Annotated in this window: 17 protein-coding genes, 4 tRNA genes and 1 rRNA gene; 17 read left to right on the top strand and 5 right to left on the bottom strand. The window is 42.8% G+C overall.

The genetic code is table 11. The annotated features are described in order from the left end of the window. Nucleotides 1-112: 112 nt before the first annotated feature. From G625_RS0109770 to G625_RS0109740, 7 genes are all read left to right on the top strand, one after another. Nucleotides 113-1,072, top strand: coding sequence for an efflux RND transporter periplasmic adaptor subunit (locus G625_RS0109770; protein WP_029200980.1), 960 nt, complete (start codon nt 113-115; stop codon nt 1,070-1,072). A 19-nt stretch (nt 1,073-1,091) separates the two neighbouring features. Then, a complete protein-coding gene (locus G625_RS0109765) occupies nt 1,092-1,706 on the top strand; it encodes an HD domain-containing protein (RefSeq protein WP_031554128.1) in 615 nt (204 codons plus the stop codon). Nucleotides 1,707-1,833: 127 nt separating this feature from the next. After that, nucleotides 1,834-4,197: a ferrous iron transport protein B gene (feoB, locus tag G625_RS0109760; protein ID WP_029200978.1), complete on the top strand. Its 2,364-nt coding sequence runs from the start codon at nt 1,834-1,836 to the stop codon at nt 4,195-4,197. Between the two features lie 15 nt (nt 4,198-4,212). Further along, nucleotides 4,213-5,007, top strand: a complete 795-nt coding sequence (locus G625_RS19265) for a DNA/RNA non-specific endonuclease (protein ID WP_049895834.1) — start codon at nt 4,213-4,215, stop codon at nt 5,005-5,007. A gap of 227 nt (nt 5,008-5,234) precedes the next feature. After that, a tRNA-Gly gene (locus G625_RS0109750) sits at nt 5,235-5,305 on the top strand. Between the two features lie 5 nt (nt 5,306-5,310). Next, nucleotides 5,311-5,383: transfer RNA gene (locus G625_RS0109745), tRNA-Phe, on the top strand. A 103-nt stretch (nt 5,384-5,486) separates the two neighbouring features. Continuing rightward, nucleotides 5,487-5,558 (top strand) — tRNA-Gly (locus G625_RS0109740). 98 nt (nt 5,559-5,656) lie between these two features. On the opposite strand, the gene G625_RS21270 is transcribed toward G625_RS0109740, so the two are convergent. Then, nucleotides 5,657-6,115 carry a histidine phosphatase family protein gene (locus G625_RS21270; protein ID WP_242826626.1) on the bottom strand — a complete coding sequence of 153 codons (459 nt, stop codon included), beginning with the start codon at nt 6,113-6,115 and terminating at the stop codon, nt 5,657-5,659. On the opposite strand from G625_RS21270, the gene G625_RS22410 reads away from it, so the two are divergent. The 4 genes from G625_RS22410 to G625_RS0109715 all read left to right on the top strand — a co-directional run bounded on the left by G625_RS22410 (nt 6,114) and on the right by G625_RS0109715 (nt 7,761). Beyond that, nucleotides 6,114-6,266, top strand: coding sequence for a hypothetical protein (locus G625_RS22410; protein WP_156885087.1), 153 nt, complete (start codon nt 6,114-6,116; stop codon nt 6,264-6,266). The genes G625_RS21270 and G625_RS22410 overlap by 2 nt on opposite strands. A 289-nt stretch (nt 6,267-6,555) precedes the next feature. Next, on the top strand, nt 6,556-6,993 hold the full coding sequence (locus G625_RS0109725) for a flavodoxin (RefSeq protein ID WP_029200976.1): 438 nt from the start codon (nt 6,556-6,558) through the stop codon (nt 6,991-6,993). Between the two features lie 53 nt (nt 6,994-7,046). Then, a complete protein-coding gene (locus G625_RS0109720) occupies nt 7,047-7,352 on the top strand; it encodes a hypothetical protein (RefSeq protein ID WP_029200975.1) in 306 nt (101 codons plus the stop codon). A 16-nt stretch (nt 7,353-7,368) separates the two neighbouring features. Beyond that, complete coding sequence (locus G625_RS0109715) at nt 7,369-7,761, top strand: (deoxy)nucleoside triphosphate pyrophosphohydrolase (RefSeq protein WP_029200974.1); 393 nt, start codon at nt 7,369-7,371, stop codon at nt 7,759-7,761. Between the two features lie 166 nt (nt 7,762-7,927). On the opposite strand, the gene preA is transcribed toward G625_RS0109715, so the two are convergent. Continuing rightward, complete coding sequence (gene preA / locus G625_RS0109710) at nt 7,928-9,442, bottom strand: NAD-dependent dihydropyrimidine dehydrogenase subunit PreA (RefSeq protein ID WP_044932202.1); 1,515 nt, start codon at nt 9,440-9,442, stop codon at nt 7,928-7,930. A gap of 330 nt (nt 9,443-9,772) precedes the next feature. On the opposite strand from preA, the gene G625_RS23170 reads away from it, so the two are divergent. Beyond that, nucleotides 9,773-9,898 carry a hypothetical protein gene (locus G625_RS23170; RefSeq protein WP_256377640.1) on the top strand — a complete coding sequence of 42 codons (126 nt, stop codon included), beginning with the start codon at nt 9,773-9,775 and terminating at the stop codon, nt 9,896-9,898. Continuing rightward, a complete protein-coding gene (locus G625_RS0109700; RefSeq protein WP_029200972.1) occupies nt 9,898-11,292 on the top strand; it encodes a Y-family DNA polymerase in 1,395 nt (464 codons plus the stop codon). Before G625_RS23170 ends, G625_RS0109700 begins: the two co-directional genes overlap by 1 nt. An 85-nt stretch (nt 11,293-11,377) precedes the next feature. Here the strand turns inward: G625_RS0109700 and G625_RS0109695 are convergent, their stop codons facing one another. Further along, a complete protein-coding gene (locus tag G625_RS0109695; protein WP_029200971.1) occupies nt 11,378-12,292 on the bottom strand; it encodes a DMT family transporter in 915 nt (304 codons plus the stop codon). 451 nt (nt 12,293-12,743) lie between these two features. Here G625_RS0109695 and G625_RS0109690 point away from each other — a divergent pair, with 451 nt between their 5' ends. Together G625_RS0109690 and alr are read left to right on the top strand one after the other, a co-directional pair. Next, nucleotides 12,744-13,601 carry a zinc ribbon domain-containing protein gene (locus G625_RS0109690; RefSeq protein ID WP_029200970.1) on the top strand — a complete coding sequence of 286 codons (858 nt, stop codon included), beginning with the start codon at nt 12,744-12,746 and terminating at the stop codon, nt 13,599-13,601. Nucleotides 13,602-13,965: 364 nt separating this feature from the next. Further along, a complete protein-coding gene (gene alr / locus G625_RS0109685; protein ID WP_029200969.1) occupies nt 13,966-15,138 on the top strand; it encodes an alanine racemase in 1,173 nt (390 codons plus the stop codon). A 355-nt stretch (nt 15,139-15,493) separates the two neighbouring features. On the opposite strand, the gene G625_RS0109680 is transcribed toward alr, so the two are convergent. Together G625_RS0109680 and G625_RS0109675 are read right to left on the bottom strand one after the other, a co-directional pair. Further along, nucleotides 15,494-15,565, bottom strand: a tRNA-Gly gene (locus tag G625_RS0109680). Between the two features lie 70 nt (nt 15,566-15,635). Further along, on the bottom strand, nt 15,636-17,093 hold the full coding sequence (locus G625_RS0109675) for a nicotinate phosphoribosyltransferase (protein WP_029200968.1): 1,458 nt from the start codon (nt 17,091-17,093) through the stop codon (nt 15,636-15,638). 441 nt (nt 17,094-17,534) lie between these two features. Here G625_RS0109675 and G625_RS0109670 point away from each other — a divergent pair, with 441 nt between their 5' ends. After that, nucleotides 17,535-18,737: a pyridoxal phosphate-dependent aminotransferase gene (locus tag G625_RS0109670; protein WP_029200967.1), complete on the top strand. Its 1,203-nt coding sequence runs from the start codon at nt 17,535-17,537 to the stop codon at nt 18,735-18,737. 537 nt (nt 18,738-19,274) lie between these two features. Then, nucleotides 19,275-19,601, top strand: a 16S ribosomal RNA gene (locus G625_RS0109665); the annotation flags it as partial.

Raw genomic sequence — 19,601 nt, 5'->3', positions numbered from 1 at the left:
TAAAGGAAATGTCTTCGCATGAAGCATTCATTTTGAATTGGGAGGAGATATATTGTATTCTTATAGATAAGGAAATGACATAAGTTTATTTTTCGCAGGAGGGGTTTTCATTATGTGGAAGAAAGGCAAGGTCATAAAAGGCCTCTGGGTCATTTTGATAGTGATAGGCCTTTGTTCTTACTTTGTGTATAAAAAAGGTGTTAATGCCAAAGATATAGCTATCGCTGTTCACGGCAGGCTTGCTTCAAATATTGAGACAGAGACATTGGCAGAATTTCAGGTGGAATCCTATAAAGGAGTCATAGGGACCATGGACAGCTTCGACTTCATATCCCGCGTTAACGGGAAAGTTTACGGACTCTATGTAAAGTCCGGCGATGCTGTTAAACGAGGGGATCCCTTAATGCTTATCGATAACCGGGAAGAAGCCAAGAAGTTAAAGAAAGCCTGGGATGAAGCCATCGGAAACATTGAGCCTGTAAAAGAAAAAACCCTTGCGGCAGCGGAGGAACTGAAAAGGATAACGCCTTTGTACAATAAGGGCGAAATGACCCCGGAGGACTACAAGACTCAGGCGGAAGCATTGAACCGATGCACGGAGAAGCTTGCCGAAATCATAAAAAAATCCGATATGGCTAAGATAAAGTATGACATAGCTGTGGAAAACAGTTATATCACAGCTCCGGCGGATGGGGTTATCACAGATCTTCGCCTTGAAAAAAAGGAAGACATTTCCAGTGGGACAAGGCTTTGCGGGATAACGGAAACAGAGATAAAATATATAGAGTTCACAGTGAAGGAGGATTTATTTCCTGATATTTTTCTCGGTGAACCGGTGACAGTGACCGCAGATGAAGTTGATCACAGAGGCAGTATAACCGAAATCGATCGTACAGTGGATGCATCGGGACATCACAGGGTAAGGGCGATCATATATGATCCCCGGGAACTCAGCGATGATCAGAGAGCGGAAGTTCGATTCGGTTATAATGAAACAACAGAAGGTACAGATGAAGTCCCACAGGATAGTGTTAAGCTTAATGAAGCTGAAAGCCTGAGTGTGGCCGGGTAACCATTTAGGAGAAACCATTATGGATCATATTTTTTCCGGAAAACGATATCAGGATGCATTACAGTTTGCATCCCATGCCCACAGAAAACAAATGCGCAAAGGTTCGGATGTGCCTTATATCATTCACCCAATCGAGTGTTCTATGATCGTAGCTTCTATCACAGAGGATGAGGATGTTATCATAGCGGCACTGCTTCATGATGTAATAGAGGATACGGATTATGGCTATGAGGATATAAAAATCCGTTACGGGAAAAGAGTTGCGGACCTGGTTCAAAATGAAACTGAGAACAAAAGAAATGATCAGCCCCGTGAGAGTACCTGGGTCATAAGGAAGAAGGAAACCATCGATCACATCGAACAGGCAGAATATGAGACGAAGCTTATTTGTCTCGGAGACAAGCTTTCCAATATACGTGCCTCCGTCAGGGATTATGAAAGTGACCGTGACTCTTTCTGGGATCGTTTCAATCAGTCTGATCCGGTATTTCAGGGGTGGTACTACCAGACCCTGAGGGATATTCTGGCAAAGGACTTTTCAGACAGCGACGCCTGGAAAGAATATGATGAACTCTGCAGTAAGTTGTTTGGAAACCTGGACCTCAGGGAGATAGAAAAGAAGATATCCGATTAACCTGCAAAGGGAAACGCTTAACCGGCGTTTCTCTTTTTTGCTTTTAGAGAATCTCCGTAATATCATCTCGACTTTCATGCCGGTTTAGTGCAATAATATGCTTATCGATTTTCAGGAGGAATTCAGCTTGACTTTAAAAGAATTGGAAAAAGGAAAAACAGCCACTATCGAAAGCATAGGCGGGGAAGGTGCCTTACGTCAGCATTTTCTTGACATGGGACTTATACCCGGAGTGGATGTGACACTTATAAAATTTGCTCCGATGGGAGATCCCATGGAGCTTAGGATAGCCGGCTATGAGCTGACTATCAGACTTGCGGATGCAGAAAAGATCGTTATCAGGGATGTGCGAAGCGGGAGCGGTCAGGAAGCGGATGAGAAGCCGGATTCATTTAAGGATATCCCACACCCGTCTCTTGGTGAGGTAGCCGATAAACATGAATACTATGTTGAACATAAGGGTAAAGAAGCAAGAACCGGAAAGCTGACATTCGCACTTGTGGGTAATCAGAACTGCGGAAAGACGACATTGTTTAACCAGCTCACGGGAGCAAATCAGCACGTGGGCAATTTTCCCGGAGTTACAGTAGACAGAAAGAGCGGCCCCATAAAGGGGTATCCCGACACGGAAGTCGTGGACCTTCCCGGAATCTATTCCCTTTCGCCCTATACAAGTGAGGAAGTGGTCTCCAGGCAGTTTGTTCTGGAGGAAAAGCCTTCAGCCATCATCAATATCGTTGATGCCACAAACATTGAGCGGAACATGTACCTGACCATGCAGCTTATGGAATTGGATATACCTATGGTCATCGCCCTCAATATGATGGATGAAGTGGCGGGAAACGGAGGCACTGTTAATGTCAACCTCCTGGAGCAGCTCATGCAGGTGCCGGTCATCCCCATCTCTGCCGCAAAAAATCAGGGAATCAAAGAACTTATAGAGCATTCTGTACATATAGCAAGATATAATGAAAAACCCGGCAGGAAGGACTTCTGCGGGAAGGATGATCATGGCGGTGCCGTGCATCGTGCCATTCATGCCGTTATGAGCATGATAGAGGATCATTCGGAAAAAGCAGAGATACCGGTCCGTTTTGCTGCAAGCAAGATGATAGAGGGAGACAAGCTGGTTAAGGATGCTCTGGGGCTGCATGAACATGATGCAGCAGCTCTTGAAAATATCGTTTCACAGATGGAAGAGGAACGTGGTCTCGACAGGGCAGCAGCCATTGCAGACATGCGTTTCACCTTCATTCACAGAATCTGCAGGCAGACGGTGGTCAAACCTCATGAAAGTAAGGAACACACCAGAAGCCGGAAGCTGGATGAATTTTTTACCGGAAGGTGGACTGCCATACCGGCATTCATAATTATAATGGGTCTGGTCTTTTTCCTGACTTTTAACGTGATAGGAGCCTTCTTCCAGGGAATTCTGGAGGTGCTTATAGGAAACCTTACAGAGATAGTGGATTCAGCTCTGACTTCTGCCAATGTCTCCGCCCCTATTCACTCACTTGTTATTGACGCTATATTTGAGGGTGTAGGCTCGGTGCTTAGCTTTCTTCCTATCATTGTGGTGCTTTACTTCTTTTTGTCTATGCTTGAAGACAGCGGCTATATGGCGAGAGTCGCGTTCTTTATGGATAAGCTTTTGCGAAAACTGGGACTATCCGGCAGAAGTATCGTCCCGATGCTGATAGGCTTCGGCTGCAGTGTTCCTGCCATCATGGCTGCGAGAACCCTGCCCTCCGACAGAGACCGAAAGATGACGAGACTTCTGATACCTTTTATGAGCTGCAGTGCAAAGATGCCAATCTATGCTTTCTTTGCGGCGGCATTTTTTCCGAAATATGCGGCTGTCGTGACTATAGCTCTTTATCTTATCGGTATAGTCATGTCTATAGTTGTGGCTCTGATCGGAAAGAAAACACTGTTTTCCGGAGAAGCGGTTCCTTTTGTTATGGAGCTTCCCAACTACAGACTTCCGGGACTTAAAAATGTCGTAATGCTTATGTGGGATAAGGCAAAGGATTTCCTTCAGAGAGCCTTTACGGTTATCTTTCTCGGAACCATCGCCGTATGGTTTTTAAAGAATTTTGATCCCGGATTTAACCTTGTAACGGATTCCGAAAAGAGCATACTTGCGGTACTTGCCGGAGGCATCGCGCCATTATTCGCGCCTCTCGGGTTCGGAAACTGGAAGATAGTGACATCCCTAATCTCAGGCTTCCTTGCGAAGGAGAGTGTGGTCTCCATGCTTACTGTGCTTTATGGTGGGACTTCCGGACTAAGGGCGGAATTAAGCGGCCTGACAGCCTTTGTATTTCTTGTTTTTTGTCTTCTTTATACTCCATGTGTTGCGGCTATTGCGTCTGTAAAACAGGAGTCCGGAGGAAGAGCAGCAATTATTACAGTTTTTTTCCAATGCTTCGTTGCATGGATGGTGGCTTTCCTGGTGAGGATTTTGGGACTTGCCTTAGGATTTGTCTAAGTCTGATGTGGTGTTATGGTGTATAACGACAATAGAAAGAATAAATACAGAAACGATAAATACATAAAAAAATCAGGGAAGACAGGTTTTATCACCTGGCTGGTGATAGCCATTGCGGTTATATATACCACATTTTTGCAATCCCATCCGGGAAATGTTAAGCCCGAGACAGTTAAACCTGAGATAGTTAAATCCCAAACTGTCAAGACTGAAACTGTCAATGATATACCTGAATATTCCGGAGAAACCTACGCTGTCATAAATGGTAATGTTCCCTTCTTTACGGCTGAGGATATGACCACAGAGGCTTTTGAAACCTACAGTGATTTTGATTCCCTGGGACGTTGCGGTGTGGCCTATGCCAATGCCTGCCGTGAGCTGATGCCCAGAAAGAAGCGTGGAGACATATCTCATATAAAGCCTACTGGATGGGTACAGAGGAAATATCCTGGGATAGTGGATTCGAATCCTCCGTATCTTTATAACAGAAGTCATTTGATCGCTTATTCACTGACTGCGGAAAATGACAATGAGAGAAATCTCATTACCGGCACAAGATATATGAACTATGACGGTATGCGTCCCTTTGAAGAGATGGTAGTGGAATATATTGACGAGACCGATAACCATGTTCTCTACAGAGTGACTCCCATGTTTACGGGAGACAATCTGCTTGCTGACGGAGTGTTGATGGAGGCATTATCCGTAGAAGACGGCGGGAAGGGCATATGCTTTTGCGTGTACTGCTACAATGTTCAGCCCGGAATAGAGATCAACTACAGAACGGGAGAAAACCGTAAGATAAAGTAGTAATGATATTGAAAATGCAAGGGATGTGTGCGATATGACAGGGCACCAATCCATTGCATTTTCTGCGTTTTGGCTTCGGTTAGTAATTTCTGTTTTTGTTATTTGTGATGAGAGATGATATTTTCGGGAATAAATAAAAATAAAAAGTAACTTTTATGTTGACATTGCCGCATAAGTCTTGTATCATAACACTCGCGTCACTGATAAGGTGTTCGTGAAAAGCAATTGCGGGTGTAGTTCAATGGTAGAATGTCAGCCTTCCAAGCTGAACATGTGGGTTCGATTCCCATCACCCGCTTAGCTGCCCAGATAGCTCAGTTGGTAGAGCAGAGGACTGAAAATCCTCGTGTCACTGGTTCGATTCCGGTTCTGGGCATCCAAGATGATAAAGACAGCGATAACATTCACACTGAAACTGATCATCTTTTGTATAGTGTTTCGTTCTTCACAGAAATGAAAGTTGAACGGACATTAATAATGCGCGAGTAGTAGAGTGGTACTACGTCGCCTTGCCAAGGCGAAGATCGCGGGTTCGATCCCCGTCTCGCGCTCGATTTTTTGATAAGGAATCGTTGAGAAATCAACGATTCCTTTTCTTTCGGTTCGATTAATAGTTCTAAGATAGATGCTAACACGTCGTCCTAAAAAATCAGTCTAAGCGGTCTCCGTTTCCATATACTTCTGCAAAGCGGGCGGAAAAGGATGAGGAGCGACCTCCTGCATAAAGATGTGAAATGTCTCCAAAGGAAGCTTCAGGGACGGAGCTTTCTTTGAAAACATTGGCATCTAACCAATGAACAGCGTCATAAAAAAGTGGTTCCACTGTCCAGTCCTGAGGCAGCCAGTCCCATGAAATCTTCTTTTGGTCTTTTACGTCCGGCCTGTTGATCAATGCTTCATTGAATTCTCTTAACCATGGAAGTGTAACTGCTGCTTTTCCAAATTTTTTCAAAGTAAGGGAAGCCGTATCCTGAGCACGACCCATTGGCGATACATAAAACTCTTTGATGTCTTCTGTTTTATATAGACGTTTTGCAAGAAGCGATGCTTCTGTCCATCCGGTTTCCGTAAGTGAATCATGTTCGTAGTCCGGATCTCCATGGCGAATGATTAAGACAACAGATAAGAAATGCCTCGCTGCAGAGGGGCAGAAATCAATGTGGATTTCAGGAAACGTGGCAAGGTTCAGGGAAGGAGATAACCCTAAATTGCGTCATGACGCAAAAAATGGTAATAGAGAAATGATGAGGGATATGTAATAATGGGAATGAAGTAAAGATCCGTTGCTACAATGAGTCCTTAAGTGAAAAATATCAAAAGATGATTTCTTTAAAGAAGGTTTATATTCCTGTGGTTTCGGATGATTAAAAAGATTTGGTATTACGTTGAAAAAAATAACCCACGGTCCGTGGGTTATTTTTACAATAATCAATCGTGATCAGGAATTTCTACTGTAGGAGCGCACCGGGCGCTGAATGATTGCAGGATGAATCAGAAGGTCTATGAGAGGTTGAGTGAATTATAGTAAAGAATACAAAGGAGACGTTTATGAGTACATTAGTAACATATTTCAGTGCCGAAGGCACAACAGCAAAAGTTGCAAAGGAATACGCAGAAAAGATAGGGGCAGATTTATTTGAAATCGTTCCGGAAGTACCTTATTCTACATTAGATATACGATGGGTAAATCCATTAGCAAGATGCAACCGCGAACAGATTGGTGGTAAAGATGTTCCGGTCAGTGGAAAGATTGATGACTTTGGGAAATATGACACGGTTTATATCGGATTTCCTATCTGGTACGGACAGGCTCCGAGAGTGGTTCATACCTTCTGTAAGGGCTACGACTGGACCGGCAAAGACATTCACATCTTTGCTACATCCGGTGGAAGCGGTATAGGAAAGACTGCAGAGAAGCTCCAGCCATCTGTTGCCGGAGGGAATATCATCGATGCAAAACGTATAAGCAGTGCTTCGGAGATTTGAAGGTTGACCGTATATAGATGGGATTTAGTTCAAAGAGATTGGTAAATTAATACATGGATAATCGTAAAGAATGGGCACTATGTCGGGAAGAATTGGTCAGTGTCATAGTAAGCCTTGGCTTTCCTGCTGAATTTGGCAATCAGATAGCAAAACAGCTTGGCAGTCCCAAAGCCATGCAGAGGATGTGTGGTTATCTGAATAATGTGAAACCGCATAGTGCGGAACTTATAGCTGATGAGATGCTTTCCATATGTACCGAAATCGAAAGATGGAAAGAAAAGAAGGCATGTGAAGAAGCTAACGCAAATTACAATAGGATGCTGTGGGATGGGGTGTTTGACGACGAATCGGAGGATTAAAGGAACTGAAAATCATATGAAAACAGTCAAAGTTGTAGCCGCAGTAATAAGAAATGACAATAAAATATTTGCCACCCAGCGAGGCTACGGGGAGTTCAAGGATGGTTGGGAGTTTCCCGGTGGAAAGATCGAAGTGGGAGAAACACCGGAGGAAGCATTAGCTCGGGAGATCAAGGAGGAGCTGGATACGGATATTTCTGTAGATGAGTATATAGATACTATAGAATTTGACTATCCCACATTTCATCTGTCTATGGATTGCTTTTGGTGCAGCATTAAGGAAGGACATCTCACACTGAAGGAACATGAGGCTGCGAAATGGCTGGACATTAAAACCATAGACAGTGTGGAGTGGCTGCCGGCGGATATTACTTTGATAGATAAGATCAAGGAACGGATTAAGTTGTAGAGGATTATGAATGAGTGATTTTTTACAGATAAAGATTTATTTTTAAGGCTTAGCGGGATGACTTGTTCATGCCGTGAAATGATTAAAAAGCTGCTGACTCAGGCGTCTGTGTCAGCAGCTTTTTTCATAATCATGCTTGTTAATATCCACAAGTCTCAGCATTGTGTTAACTATTAGTGCCTTTTTTCGGTCTGTGAATCCTTTTCCTGCTTGACCCTATGGCTTCTTCCGGGCATACAAGAATACAGAGATGACATCCTACACATCTGCTTCCATCCAGAGAGATCTTTCTGTCATCGCTGATCTTTATAGCCTGATGTCCACCGTCAGCGCACGCAATCACACATCTTCCGCATCCTATACATCTGTCCTTATCAAATCTCGGGAATACTATAGTGTCACGTTCAAGAATATCTGTGGTTTCACTGACAGTATCCAGCGACAGCCCTCTAAGCTCATTGACATTATTAAGAGCATTTTTCGCAAGATAGTAGGTAAGCCCCGATTTAAGGTCATCAATAATACGATATCCATACTGCATTACTGCCGTTGTGACCTGTACACTTCCCGCACCTAAGAGGATAAACTCCAGGGCATCTGACCAGTCTTCGATTCCGCCCATGCCGCTTATATGCATACCTTTAAGCTTCGGATTCTTTCCAAGCTCCGCCATAAAGCGAAGCGCAATTGGCTTTACAGCGTTTCCGCTATAGCCTCCTAAAGCAGATTTTCCATGAACCGAAGGATAGGCAACATAGGTATATAGGTTTACTCCGGTTATACTCTTTATGGTATTTATGGCGGAAAGGCCATCTGCACCGCCACGAAGAGCTGCTTCGGCTGCCGGGCTCATGGTTGCGACATTCGGCGTGAGTTTTGCAAGAATAGGAATAGTGGCACCGCGCCTTGCAGCCTTTGTAAAACGCTCCACCAGTTCCGGAACCTGTCCTATATCTGAACCAAGGCCTTCTTCGGACATATTAGGGCATGAGAAATTAAGCTCTATGGCGTCAGCACCGTTTTCTTCACAGAGTCGGGAAAGGTTTTCCCATTCCTCATCATTTCTGCCCATTATAGAAGCGAGAATGAATTTTGAGGGATACTTTTTCTTCAGGTGTGTGAATATCTCCATGTTTTCTTCCACACTATGGTCAGAAAGCTGCTCTATATTTTTAAAACCTATTATGTCCCCACCGGACCCTTTTATGGCAGAAAACCTGGGTGATGCTTCATGAATGTCGAAGTTACATATGGTTTTAAAGGATGCTCCTGCCCATCCGGCTTCAAAGGCTCTTGAGCACATATCATATGAGCTTGCAACAACGGATGAAGACAGAAGGAAAGGGTTTTCAAGCGGTATACCGCAGATATCTGTTCTTAGGCGGATTTCATCCTTAGGAAGTGATACCTCAAGAGACGGTCTGACCTCGTCATATAACCGTGTGATTGCATCCTTGACAGGAACTTCCCCTGAACGAACACACGCTCTTTCGCAAGGAGCATCACAGCTTATACAGGGATTTTTTTCCGGAAGACTTGCCGCAGCAACATTCTCGTTATTGAACCATATGCTTCTGAGGAGCTTATCAGGCTTAAGCTTAGGACATGCAATGCTGCAGGGGGCATCGTAACATAGTGCACATTTCATTATGTCTTTTCGATACAATATTCTTTCAATCATAGTTAACCTCGGTAAATTTCAGCTATTACTAACTTCACATTCAAAAGATTCTTATTATTAATAATCGTCAAAATGCAGTCTTTATATAAAAGCTGACAACAGACAAGAAATGCCTCGCTTGAGAGGGGCAGAGATCAATATATAGAGATATGCAGGAGGTAGCAGAATGAGTGGGGCTAGTAAACAATTAGGAGGAATCTATTCACTATAGAAAATATCGCCACCTGAAATTAAAAATCAATGCAGTATTGAAATGAGAACGTGTGTATGGTATAATGCATCTACATTGATGAGTATCCCCAAGTCTTTGAACGCTGAGAGAGGTTATACATGAGAAATATAGGTGATGTAATAGCACGTAACCGAAGAAAAAAGAAACTGTCCCAGATAGATTTGGCTAAGCTTCTTGGCGAATATGGTATCTCCATTAAAAATGCGGGTATGCTTGCGGAGTAATGAGTATCTACATCGCCATAGATATGAAAAGCTTTTATGCATCTGTAGAATGTGTCGCAAGGGGACTGGATCCTCTGAAGGCAAAGCTGCTGGTGGCGGATGCCACAAGATCGGATCAGACCATCTGTCTTGCAGTATCTCCGGCTTTAAAAGCTATCGGTGTTCCGGGCAGACCCAGACTTTTTGAGGCGAAGCAGGCTATCAGAAAATACGAGCAGACGTATCGCACAAAAGTTTCTTATATCACTGCTACTCCGCGTATGGCCGAGTACGAAAAAACCTCAGCCAAAATCTATGGGATATTTTTAAAATACGCATCCTCTGAGGATATTCACATATACAGTATAGATGAGTGTTTTATCGATTGTACGCCATATCTCCATTTCTACGAAACTGAAGCCATAAGGTCCGGACAGCATCCTGCACATATCATGGCTATAACCATGATAAGGGATGTCCTTAAAAATACGGGAATCACAGCCACAGTGGGAATAGGAACAAATTTATATCTTGCCAAAATAGCTATGGATATCGTGGCAAAGAAATCCCCTGCAGACAAAGACGGAGTCCGCATCGCCGGACTTACGGAGGAAAGCTATAGGTATCTCCTCTGGGAACACAAGCCATTGACGGATTTCTGGCAGATCGGTCGTGGTAAAGCAGCAAGGCTCGAAAAAAATCACATGTACACCATGGGAGACATTGCCGAGCGTTCACAGTGTGATGAAGAGTGGTTTTATAAGGTTTTCGGAATAGATGCTGAGATACTCATAGATCACGCCTGGGGTGTAGAACCTGTGACCATGTATGATATTAAACACTATAAAAGTGACAATCATTCTCTTTCCAATGGTCAGGTTCTTCCGAGACCCTACAAATATGATGAAGCATGTATAGTTTTCAAGGAAATGATAGATATCTTATGCTGTGATATGTATAAGAAAAAACTTGTCTCTTCAAGGTTTACGTGGTGGATCAGTTATGATTATAAGAGTCTTGAATATTTCCCAGGTTATGACGGAAGACTTGCCATTGACTGGTACGGGAGACTTCATCCCGCCCATTCAACCGGAACCGTAAGATTTAAATCAGCCACCAATACCGCCAATATCGTTATCGAAGGGATCATGAAGGATGTAGATAAAAAAAGTGACCACAGGATACTTTTAAGGAGGCTTGGAATATGCGCCTGTGATGTTAAATCTGATAACGGAGTATATCAATTGGATCTCTTTACAGACTACGATGCTCTGAATAGAGATAGACAACTTCACGCAGCGCTTCTGGAGGTGCGAAACAGATATGGAGCCAATGCCATGCTGAAAGGAATTAATTTTTTGGAAGGTGCAACCACAAAGATGAGGAATGAACAGATCGGAGGCCACAGAGCATAACGGAAAGCCATATCCTTTATAGATAAATCCTACGCACATAAAAGTCCTCATCGGAATTAATCCGATGGGGACTTTTAATGTGGTTCTATCCTTCATGTTCAGTGATTTTGCCTGCCGGCAACTGGGCAAGCACTACGGCTATAAAAACAATAATGCATCCGAGCATTTCCCTGAGAGTCATGGTCTCATGGAGTATGAGCCATCCGAAGAAAACCGCAAATACAGATTCCATGCTCATAATGAGAGGAGCAATGGCAGGATTCGTTATTCGCTGCCCCAGAATCTGGAGCGTATAAGCAACACCGCTGGAAAGGATACCGGAGTACAGTATTGTAAGTCTGGCTTCCCAAATAGCAGCAAAAGAAGGCGTTTCGAAAATTATAGTCAGGAGCATAGACATTAACCCAACAACGGCAAACTGCACGCAGGATATCATTACACCATCTGTGTAGCCTGTTGAAAAGTGGTCAATGACCAGAATATGAGCCGAAAATGTAAAAGCACCAAGCAGGCAGAGAATATCCCCTTTTCCTATGGAAAAACCTTCCTTTATGCATAAAAAGTAAAATCCCGTGATTGCAGTGAAAACACAGAACCATATGAGTTTTGTGACTTTTTTTCCGAGGAAAAGACCTATAACCGGAACTATAACTATGTAAAGTGCAGTTATAAAGCCTGCCTTTCCCGCTGTGGTTCTGCTTAGACCGACTTGTTGGAGATTACTTGCAATTGACAGCACTAAACCGCAGAATATACCGCCTATCATTGAATTTTTGTTTAGTGTCATTTCCTGTTCTTTTGATAAAGGATTATATCTTGTGCGCCTTTTTCGGAAAAATATTGTAACCGGGATAAGTACCAAAAGACCTATAAAGCTTCTTGACATGTTGTATGTAAAAGGACCTACAAATTCCATGCCTGCACTTTGTGCAACAAAAGCCGAACCCCAGATAAGTGAGGCGGTCAAAAGCATCAGATTTCCCTTTATTTGTTCAGTCATAGTTGGTCTCCGTTTTTTGGTCAGATTTTAGTTGAAGCTTGGTTTTTCGTAAAGCCGAAAGCAACCCGATTCCTAGTATCATATCACGAAAAATTATAGCCTTAAACCAGGAATGGTTTTAATTGCGGTGGTTATATTCCTGAAAATTTGGTAAAATGTTTCATATATAGAACGATATAAAAAATATCTTTTAATAGAATCTGAACAGAATTTTGTCTGCATCGGTGCATTGTATTAAAAGATACAAATAAAAATATTATCAGATCTTAACATGTCAGGATTTATATCGAACAAAGTGTGTTTACACTTTAGGGGACAAGCAGATCTGCAGCGATAGGGAAGAGATAAACGGCGAAAAACATGCATTTATTGTAGAGCCGGTCAGATGTGCATCTATGTGTCAGATATTAAGACTCAAAATCAGCGTTAGAAGATGAGAGGGGGATGAATTATGTTTTGCGAGAATTGTGGGAACGAAATTAAAGACGATGCCAGATTTTGCCCGGTTTGCGGCGCACGGGTTAATTCCACGGCAGCACCGGTAGGGTCTGCACCGGCAGTCGCAGAAGGATATCGGGCTTCTTCGACGCCTCAGGAAATGAATAGAGGATATCAGGCTGCCCCAATGCCTAAGGAAATGAACAGAGGATATCAGGAAATCGTAAGCAGGGAAGATATCCAAGGACAAAGGGTTACGGAAAACATTTATCTCTGTCCTGATGGAGCTTATCGCTGGGTTTATGAGTTTGATATGATCAAAAATCCGACGATACTTATAACTGTATGGAAAGTGCTGTTAATGTCTTTCGCCATAGTGATCTTCATAATGCTGTTTTTTACTATCATAGAAGACGGCCTTGATGATATTCCTGATCTCATTGGATTTTTTGGAGGATTCGTTCTCATTATGCTTTTTATTGCAGCACTTAGTGCTGTGGCATATTTCATAGTTGCGATGTCATACGGTCTTAAATACATGGTTCTTTTTACCATGGATGAAAATCAGATAGAACACAGACAGATGAAGAATCAGTTTGATAAGGCCAAGGCTATGGGATGGCTTTCTGCAGCTGCAGGACTTGCCACCGGAAGCATTGGCAGAGCCGCACCGGGTATTCTTGCCGCAACCAAGACTTCTTCAACCTCGGTTTTTGGTAATGTAAAGAAGGTCAAATCAGACAGAAGGCATAATGTGATTTATGTTAATGAGACATTGGAACATAACCAGATTTACGTGGATGATGCTGATTTTGATTTTGTACGGAACTATATCATAGAGCGCTGCAGAAACGCAAAGAAGGTAAGCTGATGAATCCGGTCATACTGAAACAGTAAGATGCTTCTTTGGTGGACTTAAAGTTTGTTTTTTATATATTAATTTGAGTTACATAGAAGTTATGAGTTTGCAGAGTTGTAATAAATCATTGGACTTTTATCTAGAAACTTTTATAATTGATATTGTTTTAAAAGCAGATCGGGAATCACACCCGGTCTGTTTTTTGGAAGAATCGTCGATCCTGATTTTGTATTCTGAGTGAATCTGTAATGTATAATGACGGTTCTCATACAGAAATCAAAACAGAAACTATAACAGAGAGGAGTTTCAGACAAACTCACTAATACCCACAGGCAAACCTGTTGGGTTTCCCTCTTCGAATACGAAAGGAATTTTTATGACATCTACATTGAGAAGAACCTGGGCCGAGATCAATCTCGACAATCTTGCATTTAACTATAAAAAAATAAGAGAATACATAGGAGAGAACGTTAAGTTTCTCGGAGTTGTAAAGGCAGACGCTTACGGACACGGATCCGTTCAGGTGGCGTCAAAGCTTCAGAGTCTCGGAGCAGATTATCTTGCGGTCAGCAGCATTGACGAAGCTATGGAGCTTAGGGTTAATGATGTCACCATGCCTATCCTCATTCTCGGACATACTCCTAAGGAGCAGGTTGATAGGCTGATCTCCTATGACATCACCCAGGCGGTAACCTGTGAAGCAAAAGCTATCGAATACAATGAAGAGGCATTAAGACTTGGCAAAACCCTGAAGATACATATAAAGGTGGATACGGGAATGTCCCGACTCGGATATATTTGTGAAGGCGATTATTTCCAGCATGGTGTGGATGGTATCGTTGATGCCTGTAAGCTTCCCGGGCTTGAGCCGGAAGGCATTTTCACACATTTTGCTGTATCCGATGAAGCAGGCGAAGAGTACGTAGAATACACTAAGCATCAGTTTAAACTTTTTACTGATATCATTGATGCAGTGGAAAAGAAGACCGGAATGAAGTTCAAGATCCGCCACTGCGCAAACACCGGTGCAACAGTTGACTATCCGGAAACATATCTAGATATGGTACGCCCGGGACTGTTGCTTTATGGATATGGTGATTACGCGAAGAGACTTGGATTAAAGCCTATCATGACCATGAAAACCACCGTCAGCACTATCAAAATATATCCGGCGGGAACCAAGATAAGCTATGGCGGATTGTTCACAACAACAAAGGACAGAACCCGTATAGGCGTTGTCCCTTACGGCTATGCTGATGGATTCTTCCGATCACTTTCCAACAAATACAGTGTTATGACCTCTGACGGACCTGCTGAGGTTCGCGGTCGTATCTGTATGGATATGTGCATGATCGATCTGACAGACAAGCCTAATGTGGGAGTCGGAAGTGAAATTGAAATTTTCGGAGAAAACAATCCTATAGAGAGGATGGCTGAGTTGGCCGGCACTATTCCTTACGAAATCGTTTGTGCCGTAAGTAAGCGTGTCCACAGAGTATATATCTCTGATGGTAATGTTGTCTTCAGGGAACTCATGCTCAGGATGTAAGCTTTAATTAGAAATAAGTAATGGGCCGATCGTTAATTGGAAGAAGCCCGGAAACCTAAGCTGTAAAAACGTTAAGCTGTATAGGTTATGTATATAGGCACTTGTTTTGCCTATGAATCATGGTTGTTAAGATCAGAACAGGAGAAGAAGGCGCTCTTGCTCTCGCAGATGTAGAATAAATAGAAAAGCCCCTCGAGGATATCCTCGAGGGGCTTTTAAAAGCGCGAGACGGGGGGCGCTACGTGCCCTTTGGCACGTGCTTAGCGCCGACCGAGCCGGTAGGCGAGACTAACCGAAGGTTCGATCCCTGACGAACGCGAAAACAGCCTAGAGGTTAACCTCTAGGCTGTTGAGAAGCGCGAGACGGGGATCGAACCCGCGATCTTCGCCTTGGCAAGGCGACGTAGTACCACTCTACTACTCGCGCACTTCGTCGGTTCTTTCTGACCAACAAAGCAGATTATACTCGCGGTAGAAGCGAGTGTCAACATCAAATTTTAATTATTGTCATCCTTTGACAGCATCTCCATCTTCATTTCGTAGTACTTAGGAGTCATGTCCAGGAAATGGATGTGAGGATTCTCAAAACGCTGTTCCTCTTCCCAAATCTCGTTGGAAAGCTGATGTTTTACATAAGCAGCTATTTCCTTTGCGGGAACTTCGGGTTCGGTCCTCTTTCCGTTTTCCATAACAAGCTTCTGCATTTTCTTTGCTGTACAGTTTTCGAATCTGCGAATCTTCCAGGGCTTTAACGGATCTACAAATCTGTAGGGCTTGGAAAGATCTACAACCTCATCCTTTTTGGCTATCATATCTGCGAAGGCACGTCCTTCTTCGTTGTAGATACGATAAACTTCCTTAAGTCCGGGATTGGTAATCTTGTCTACACTTTCCGAAACCTTGATACGTGGCTGCATTATCCCGTCTTCCTCAACGGCACAAAGCTTATAGACTGCTCCGAAAACGGGTTCGGAACGGGAAGTGATCAAACGCTCACCTACACCGAAGGCATCTACCTGACCACCCTGGGCGAGAATAGAAGTCATGGTATTTTCATCGAGGCTGTTGGAAATAACGATCTTTGCATCAGGGAATCCGGCTTCATTGAGCATCTTTCTGATCTCTTTTGAAAGATATGCAAGGTCTCCGCTGTCGATACGTATTCCAAAACTCTTTGATTTAATGTTCTGTTCTCTCATTTCCCTGAAGACAGTGATTGCATTGGGAATACCTGAATCTAAAACATCATAGGTATCAACCAGAAGTATGCAGTTGTCCGGGTAGATCTTTGCGAATTTTCTGAATGCAGTTAATTCATCACCGAAATACATAACCCAGCTGTGAGCCATGGTGCCGCCAACAGGGATATCAAAATATTGTCCTGCGGAAACTGTTGCTGTGCTGTTTACACCGCCGATAACAGCAGCTCTTGCACCGTAAATTGCTGCATCATTATTGTGCGCACGTCTTGCACCGAAATCAGATACGGCTCTTCCGTTTGCAGCTTTAACTATACGACGTGCTTTTGTTGCAATCAGACTCTGATGATTGATCTGGGTCAAAAGTTCGGTTTCGATAAGCTGAGCTTCAACAAGATCAGCCACAACAGTAATTATCGGTTCATTAGGGTAAATGATGCTTCCCTCAGGAAAGGCATAAACATTACCATGGAAGTGAAAGTCCGATAACCAGTCCAGAAATCTGCCATCAAAAAGATTGAGGCTTCTCAGGTAAGCTATATCCTCGGCCTCAAAATGCATATCCTCAAGATATTGAAGAACCTGCTCCAAACCTGCAAAAACAGAAAAACCACCCTGATCGGGATTTCTTCTGTAAAAAACATCAAATGCTACTTTTGTATCATTTCTTTCTTCCAGAAAATAACCATTTGCCATGGTGAGTTCATATAAATCCATCATCATGGAAACATTACGCCTGTCATTTATTCGATTCATACTAATCTCCATTCCGTTGCATTCATCCGGCATCATAAATAGTGATGAAATATCACACATCCGGAAAATATTGTCTTTAAATTAATACAACATTAACGCCTATTTTAATCATTTGTGACCCTGAGGGCAACATAAATCGGTAAAAGAAATAAGATATTACAAATGAAGATAGGTGTATTTGATTTATATCAAGCGGGTGGACAAAAAATCTTCTCCATTTTCTATGCGTAAATGGATGTACCTATATAAAAGTTAAAAATATAGGAATTATATTGATGATGAAGAATGTGTGATTTTTAAAGGGAAATAGTAATAAATGCAGTAATGACAGATATAAAATAAATATCTACTTGTACACGTTTTTTGAGATGCATCTTTCTTTAGTTTTGTTAAACGTAATGTTATAATTTTAAATAATATCTGAAAGTGAGGTTCTGAACCATGGTTATATCAAAGAATATGGAACGTCTGGTAGCTGGAAGTTCTACGATTAGAAAGCTTTTTGAAGAAGGCCTGCAGATGGCTGCAGAGGTAGGCGCGGATAATGTTTACGACTTCAGTCTAGGAAATCCCGCATCGCCTGTGCCTCATGAAGTTCGAGATGCCATCGAAGATATCCTGGATAACACCGATGGAAACATTGTCCATGGATACATGAAGAATGCAGGTTTCAATGATGTTCGAAAAGCTGTTGCCGACAGCCTTAACAGGAAAAACGGAACTAACTATGATGCAGAAGATATAATCATGACCTGCGGTGCCGCAGGCGGCATGAACTGTGTATTCAGAAGCCTCCTGGGAACTGATGACGAGGTGATAACATTTGCACCGTTCTTTGGTGAATACAGAAGCTATGTATGTAATTTCGGAGGCAACCTTGTTGTGGTTCCTGCGGATACGGAAACATTCCAGCTTAACCTGGCGGCACTCAGACCACTTATTAATGAAAAAACCAAGTGCATCATTATAAATAATCCGAACAATCCGTCAGGTGTTGTATATACCGAAGAAACCCTGAGAAAGCTTAATGATATAATCGTAGAAGCAGAGAAGGAAATTGGACACCCGATATACGTTATTGCAGATGAACCATATCGTGAGCTTGTGTACGGCGGACAGAATGTCCCGTATATACCTAATATCATTAAGAACAGTATTTTCCTCTATTCCTTCAGTAAGACTCTTTCTCTTCCGGGAGAAAGAATCGGATACATGGCGGTTTCAAAAAATATTGACTATTATGACGAGGTGATCTCGGCACTGGTCGTAGCCAATCGCTGTCTCGGCTATATTAACGCACCGTCTCTTTTTCAGCTGGTAGTTGCAAGATGTCTGGATATCCCGGCAAATCTTGAATTCTATGATAAGAATCGAACTCTTCTATATGAAGAGCTTACAAATATGGGCTTTGAAGTTGTAAGACCTGACGGAGCATTCTATATGCTTATCAAGTCGCCTACAGCTGAAGAAGATGATTTTGTTGCCATGGGCAAGAAATATCACATCATTATGGTTCCGGCAAAGTCATTCGGCTGCCCTGGATATGTCAGACTCGCTTACTGCGTATCGTACGACATGATAAAGAGGTCTATTCCGGCATTTAAAAAGCTGGCAGCTGAATTGTTCCAAGGCAATAACGTCTAACCTTTATTTACCCAACTAATATCGACCTTATAACTGTACCGGGTTATAGGGTCATTTTTTATGTAATTCCGAGTATTGTCAGACCTTATAAGTGACCGAAATCCAGCTGGGAGTTAATGAAATAGGTTGGGATCGTGAGACGTATCCGAGGGTAAAGAAGGTAGCCCGGGGGGCATGAATAATGCAATTGATTATTGATCGCTTATGGATGTACAAATATAGGTACAAAATTTTTTCAAAAAAGTGTTTGACAACTGCTTTGATAGTTGATATATTATGTGAGCACTCAAGAGAAATGGAACATCAGTTCTGAGAAATGAGGGCGAAAAGAACCTTGAAAATCAAAGATCGATTAATACACAGACCCTGAAGATTCTAAAAAGAAGATTCAGAGCGGATGATCTTTAAAAGATCTGAAGCGCGACCAAAAAGGTCTAAAGCGAATAATACAATCGCAGTAAAGAAAAACGGACAAAACAGAAGCCAAGCTTAGTTTAGAACGGGAAGAGAACTTAAAGAGCGTAAGCTCTTAACATTTAATTCGAGAGTTCGATCCTGGCTCAGGATGAACGCTGGCGGCGTGCCTAACACATGCAAGTCGAACGAGCGAGAGATGAAACCTAGTGATTCTCGAGCGAGTGGCGGACGGGTGAGTAACGCGTGGGTAACCTGCCTTACAGAGGGGGATAACAGTTTGAAAAGACTGCTAATACCGCATAAGCACACAGTACCGCATGGTACAGGGTGAAAAGATTTATCACTGTAAGATGGACCCGCGTCTGATTAGCCAGTTGGCAGGGTAACGGCCTACCAAAGCGACGATCAGTAGCCGACCTGAGAGGGTGATCGGCCACATTGGGACTG

It is taken from the genome of Oribacterium sp. NK2B42, from assembly GCF_000424445.1.
In the GTDB taxonomy this organism is placed as follows: domain Bacteria; phylum Bacillota; class Clostridia; order Lachnospirales; family Lachnospiraceae; genus Oribacterium.
The sequence above is the reverse complement of the archived record's forward strand: the minus strand, read 5'-3'. Positions and strand labels throughout refer to the sequence as shown.

Bases quoted from the DNA above. Each gene is read 5' to 3' on its own strand.
- G625_RS0109770 (WP_029200980.1), top strand. From the start codon at position 113: ATGTGGAAGAAAGGCAAGGTCATAAAAGGCCTCTGGGTCATTTTGATA.
- G625_RS0109765 (WP_031554128.1), top strand. From the start codon at position 1,092: ATGGATCATATTTTTTCCGGAAAACGATATCAGGATGCATTACAGTTT.
- G625_RS19265 (WP_049895834.1), top strand. From the start codon at position 4,213: ATGGTGTATAACGACAATAGAAAGAATAAATACAGAAACGATAAATAC.
- G625_RS22410 (WP_156885087.1), top strand. From the start codon at position 6,114: ATGATTAAGACAACAGATAAGAAATGCCTCGCTGCAGAGGGGCAGAAA.
- G625_RS0109725 (WP_029200976.1), top strand. From the start codon at position 6,556: ATGAGTACATTAGTAACATATTTCAGTGCCGAAGGCACAACAGCAAAA.
- G625_RS0109720 (WP_029200975.1), top strand. From the start codon at position 7,047: ATGGATAATCGTAAAGAATGGGCACTATGTCGGGAAGAATTGGTCAGT.
- G625_RS0109715 (WP_029200974.1), top strand. From the start codon at position 7,369: ATGAAAACAGTCAAAGTTGTAGCCGCAGTAATAAGAAATGACAATAAA.
- preA (WP_044932202.1), bottom strand. From the start codon at position 9,442: ATGATTGAAAGAATATTGTATCGAAAAGACATAATGAAATGTGCACTA.
- G625_RS23170 (WP_256377640.1), top strand. From the start codon at position 9,773: ATGAGAAATATAGGTGATGTAATAGCACGTAACCGAAGAAAAAAGAAA.
- G625_RS0109700 (WP_029200972.1), top strand. From the start codon at position 9,898: ATGAGTATCTACATCGCCATAGATATGAAAAGCTTTTATGCATCTGTA.
- G625_RS0109695 (WP_029200971.1), bottom strand. From the start codon at position 12,292: ATGACTGAACAAATAAAGGGAAATCTGATGCTTTTGACCGCCTCACTT.
- G625_RS0109690 (WP_029200970.1), top strand. From the start codon at position 12,744: ATGTTTTGCGAGAATTGTGGGAACGAAATTAAAGACGATGCCAGATTT.
- alr (WP_029200969.1), top strand. From the start codon at position 13,966: ATGACATCTACATTGAGAAGAACCTGGGCCGAGATCAATCTCGACAAT.
- G625_RS0109675 (WP_029200968.1), bottom strand. From the start codon at position 17,093: ATGAATCGAATAAATGACAGGCGTAATGTTTCCATGATGATGGATTTA.
- G625_RS0109670 (WP_029200967.1), top strand. From the start codon at position 17,535: ATGGTTATATCAAAGAATATGGAACGTCTGGTAGCTGGAAGTTCTACG.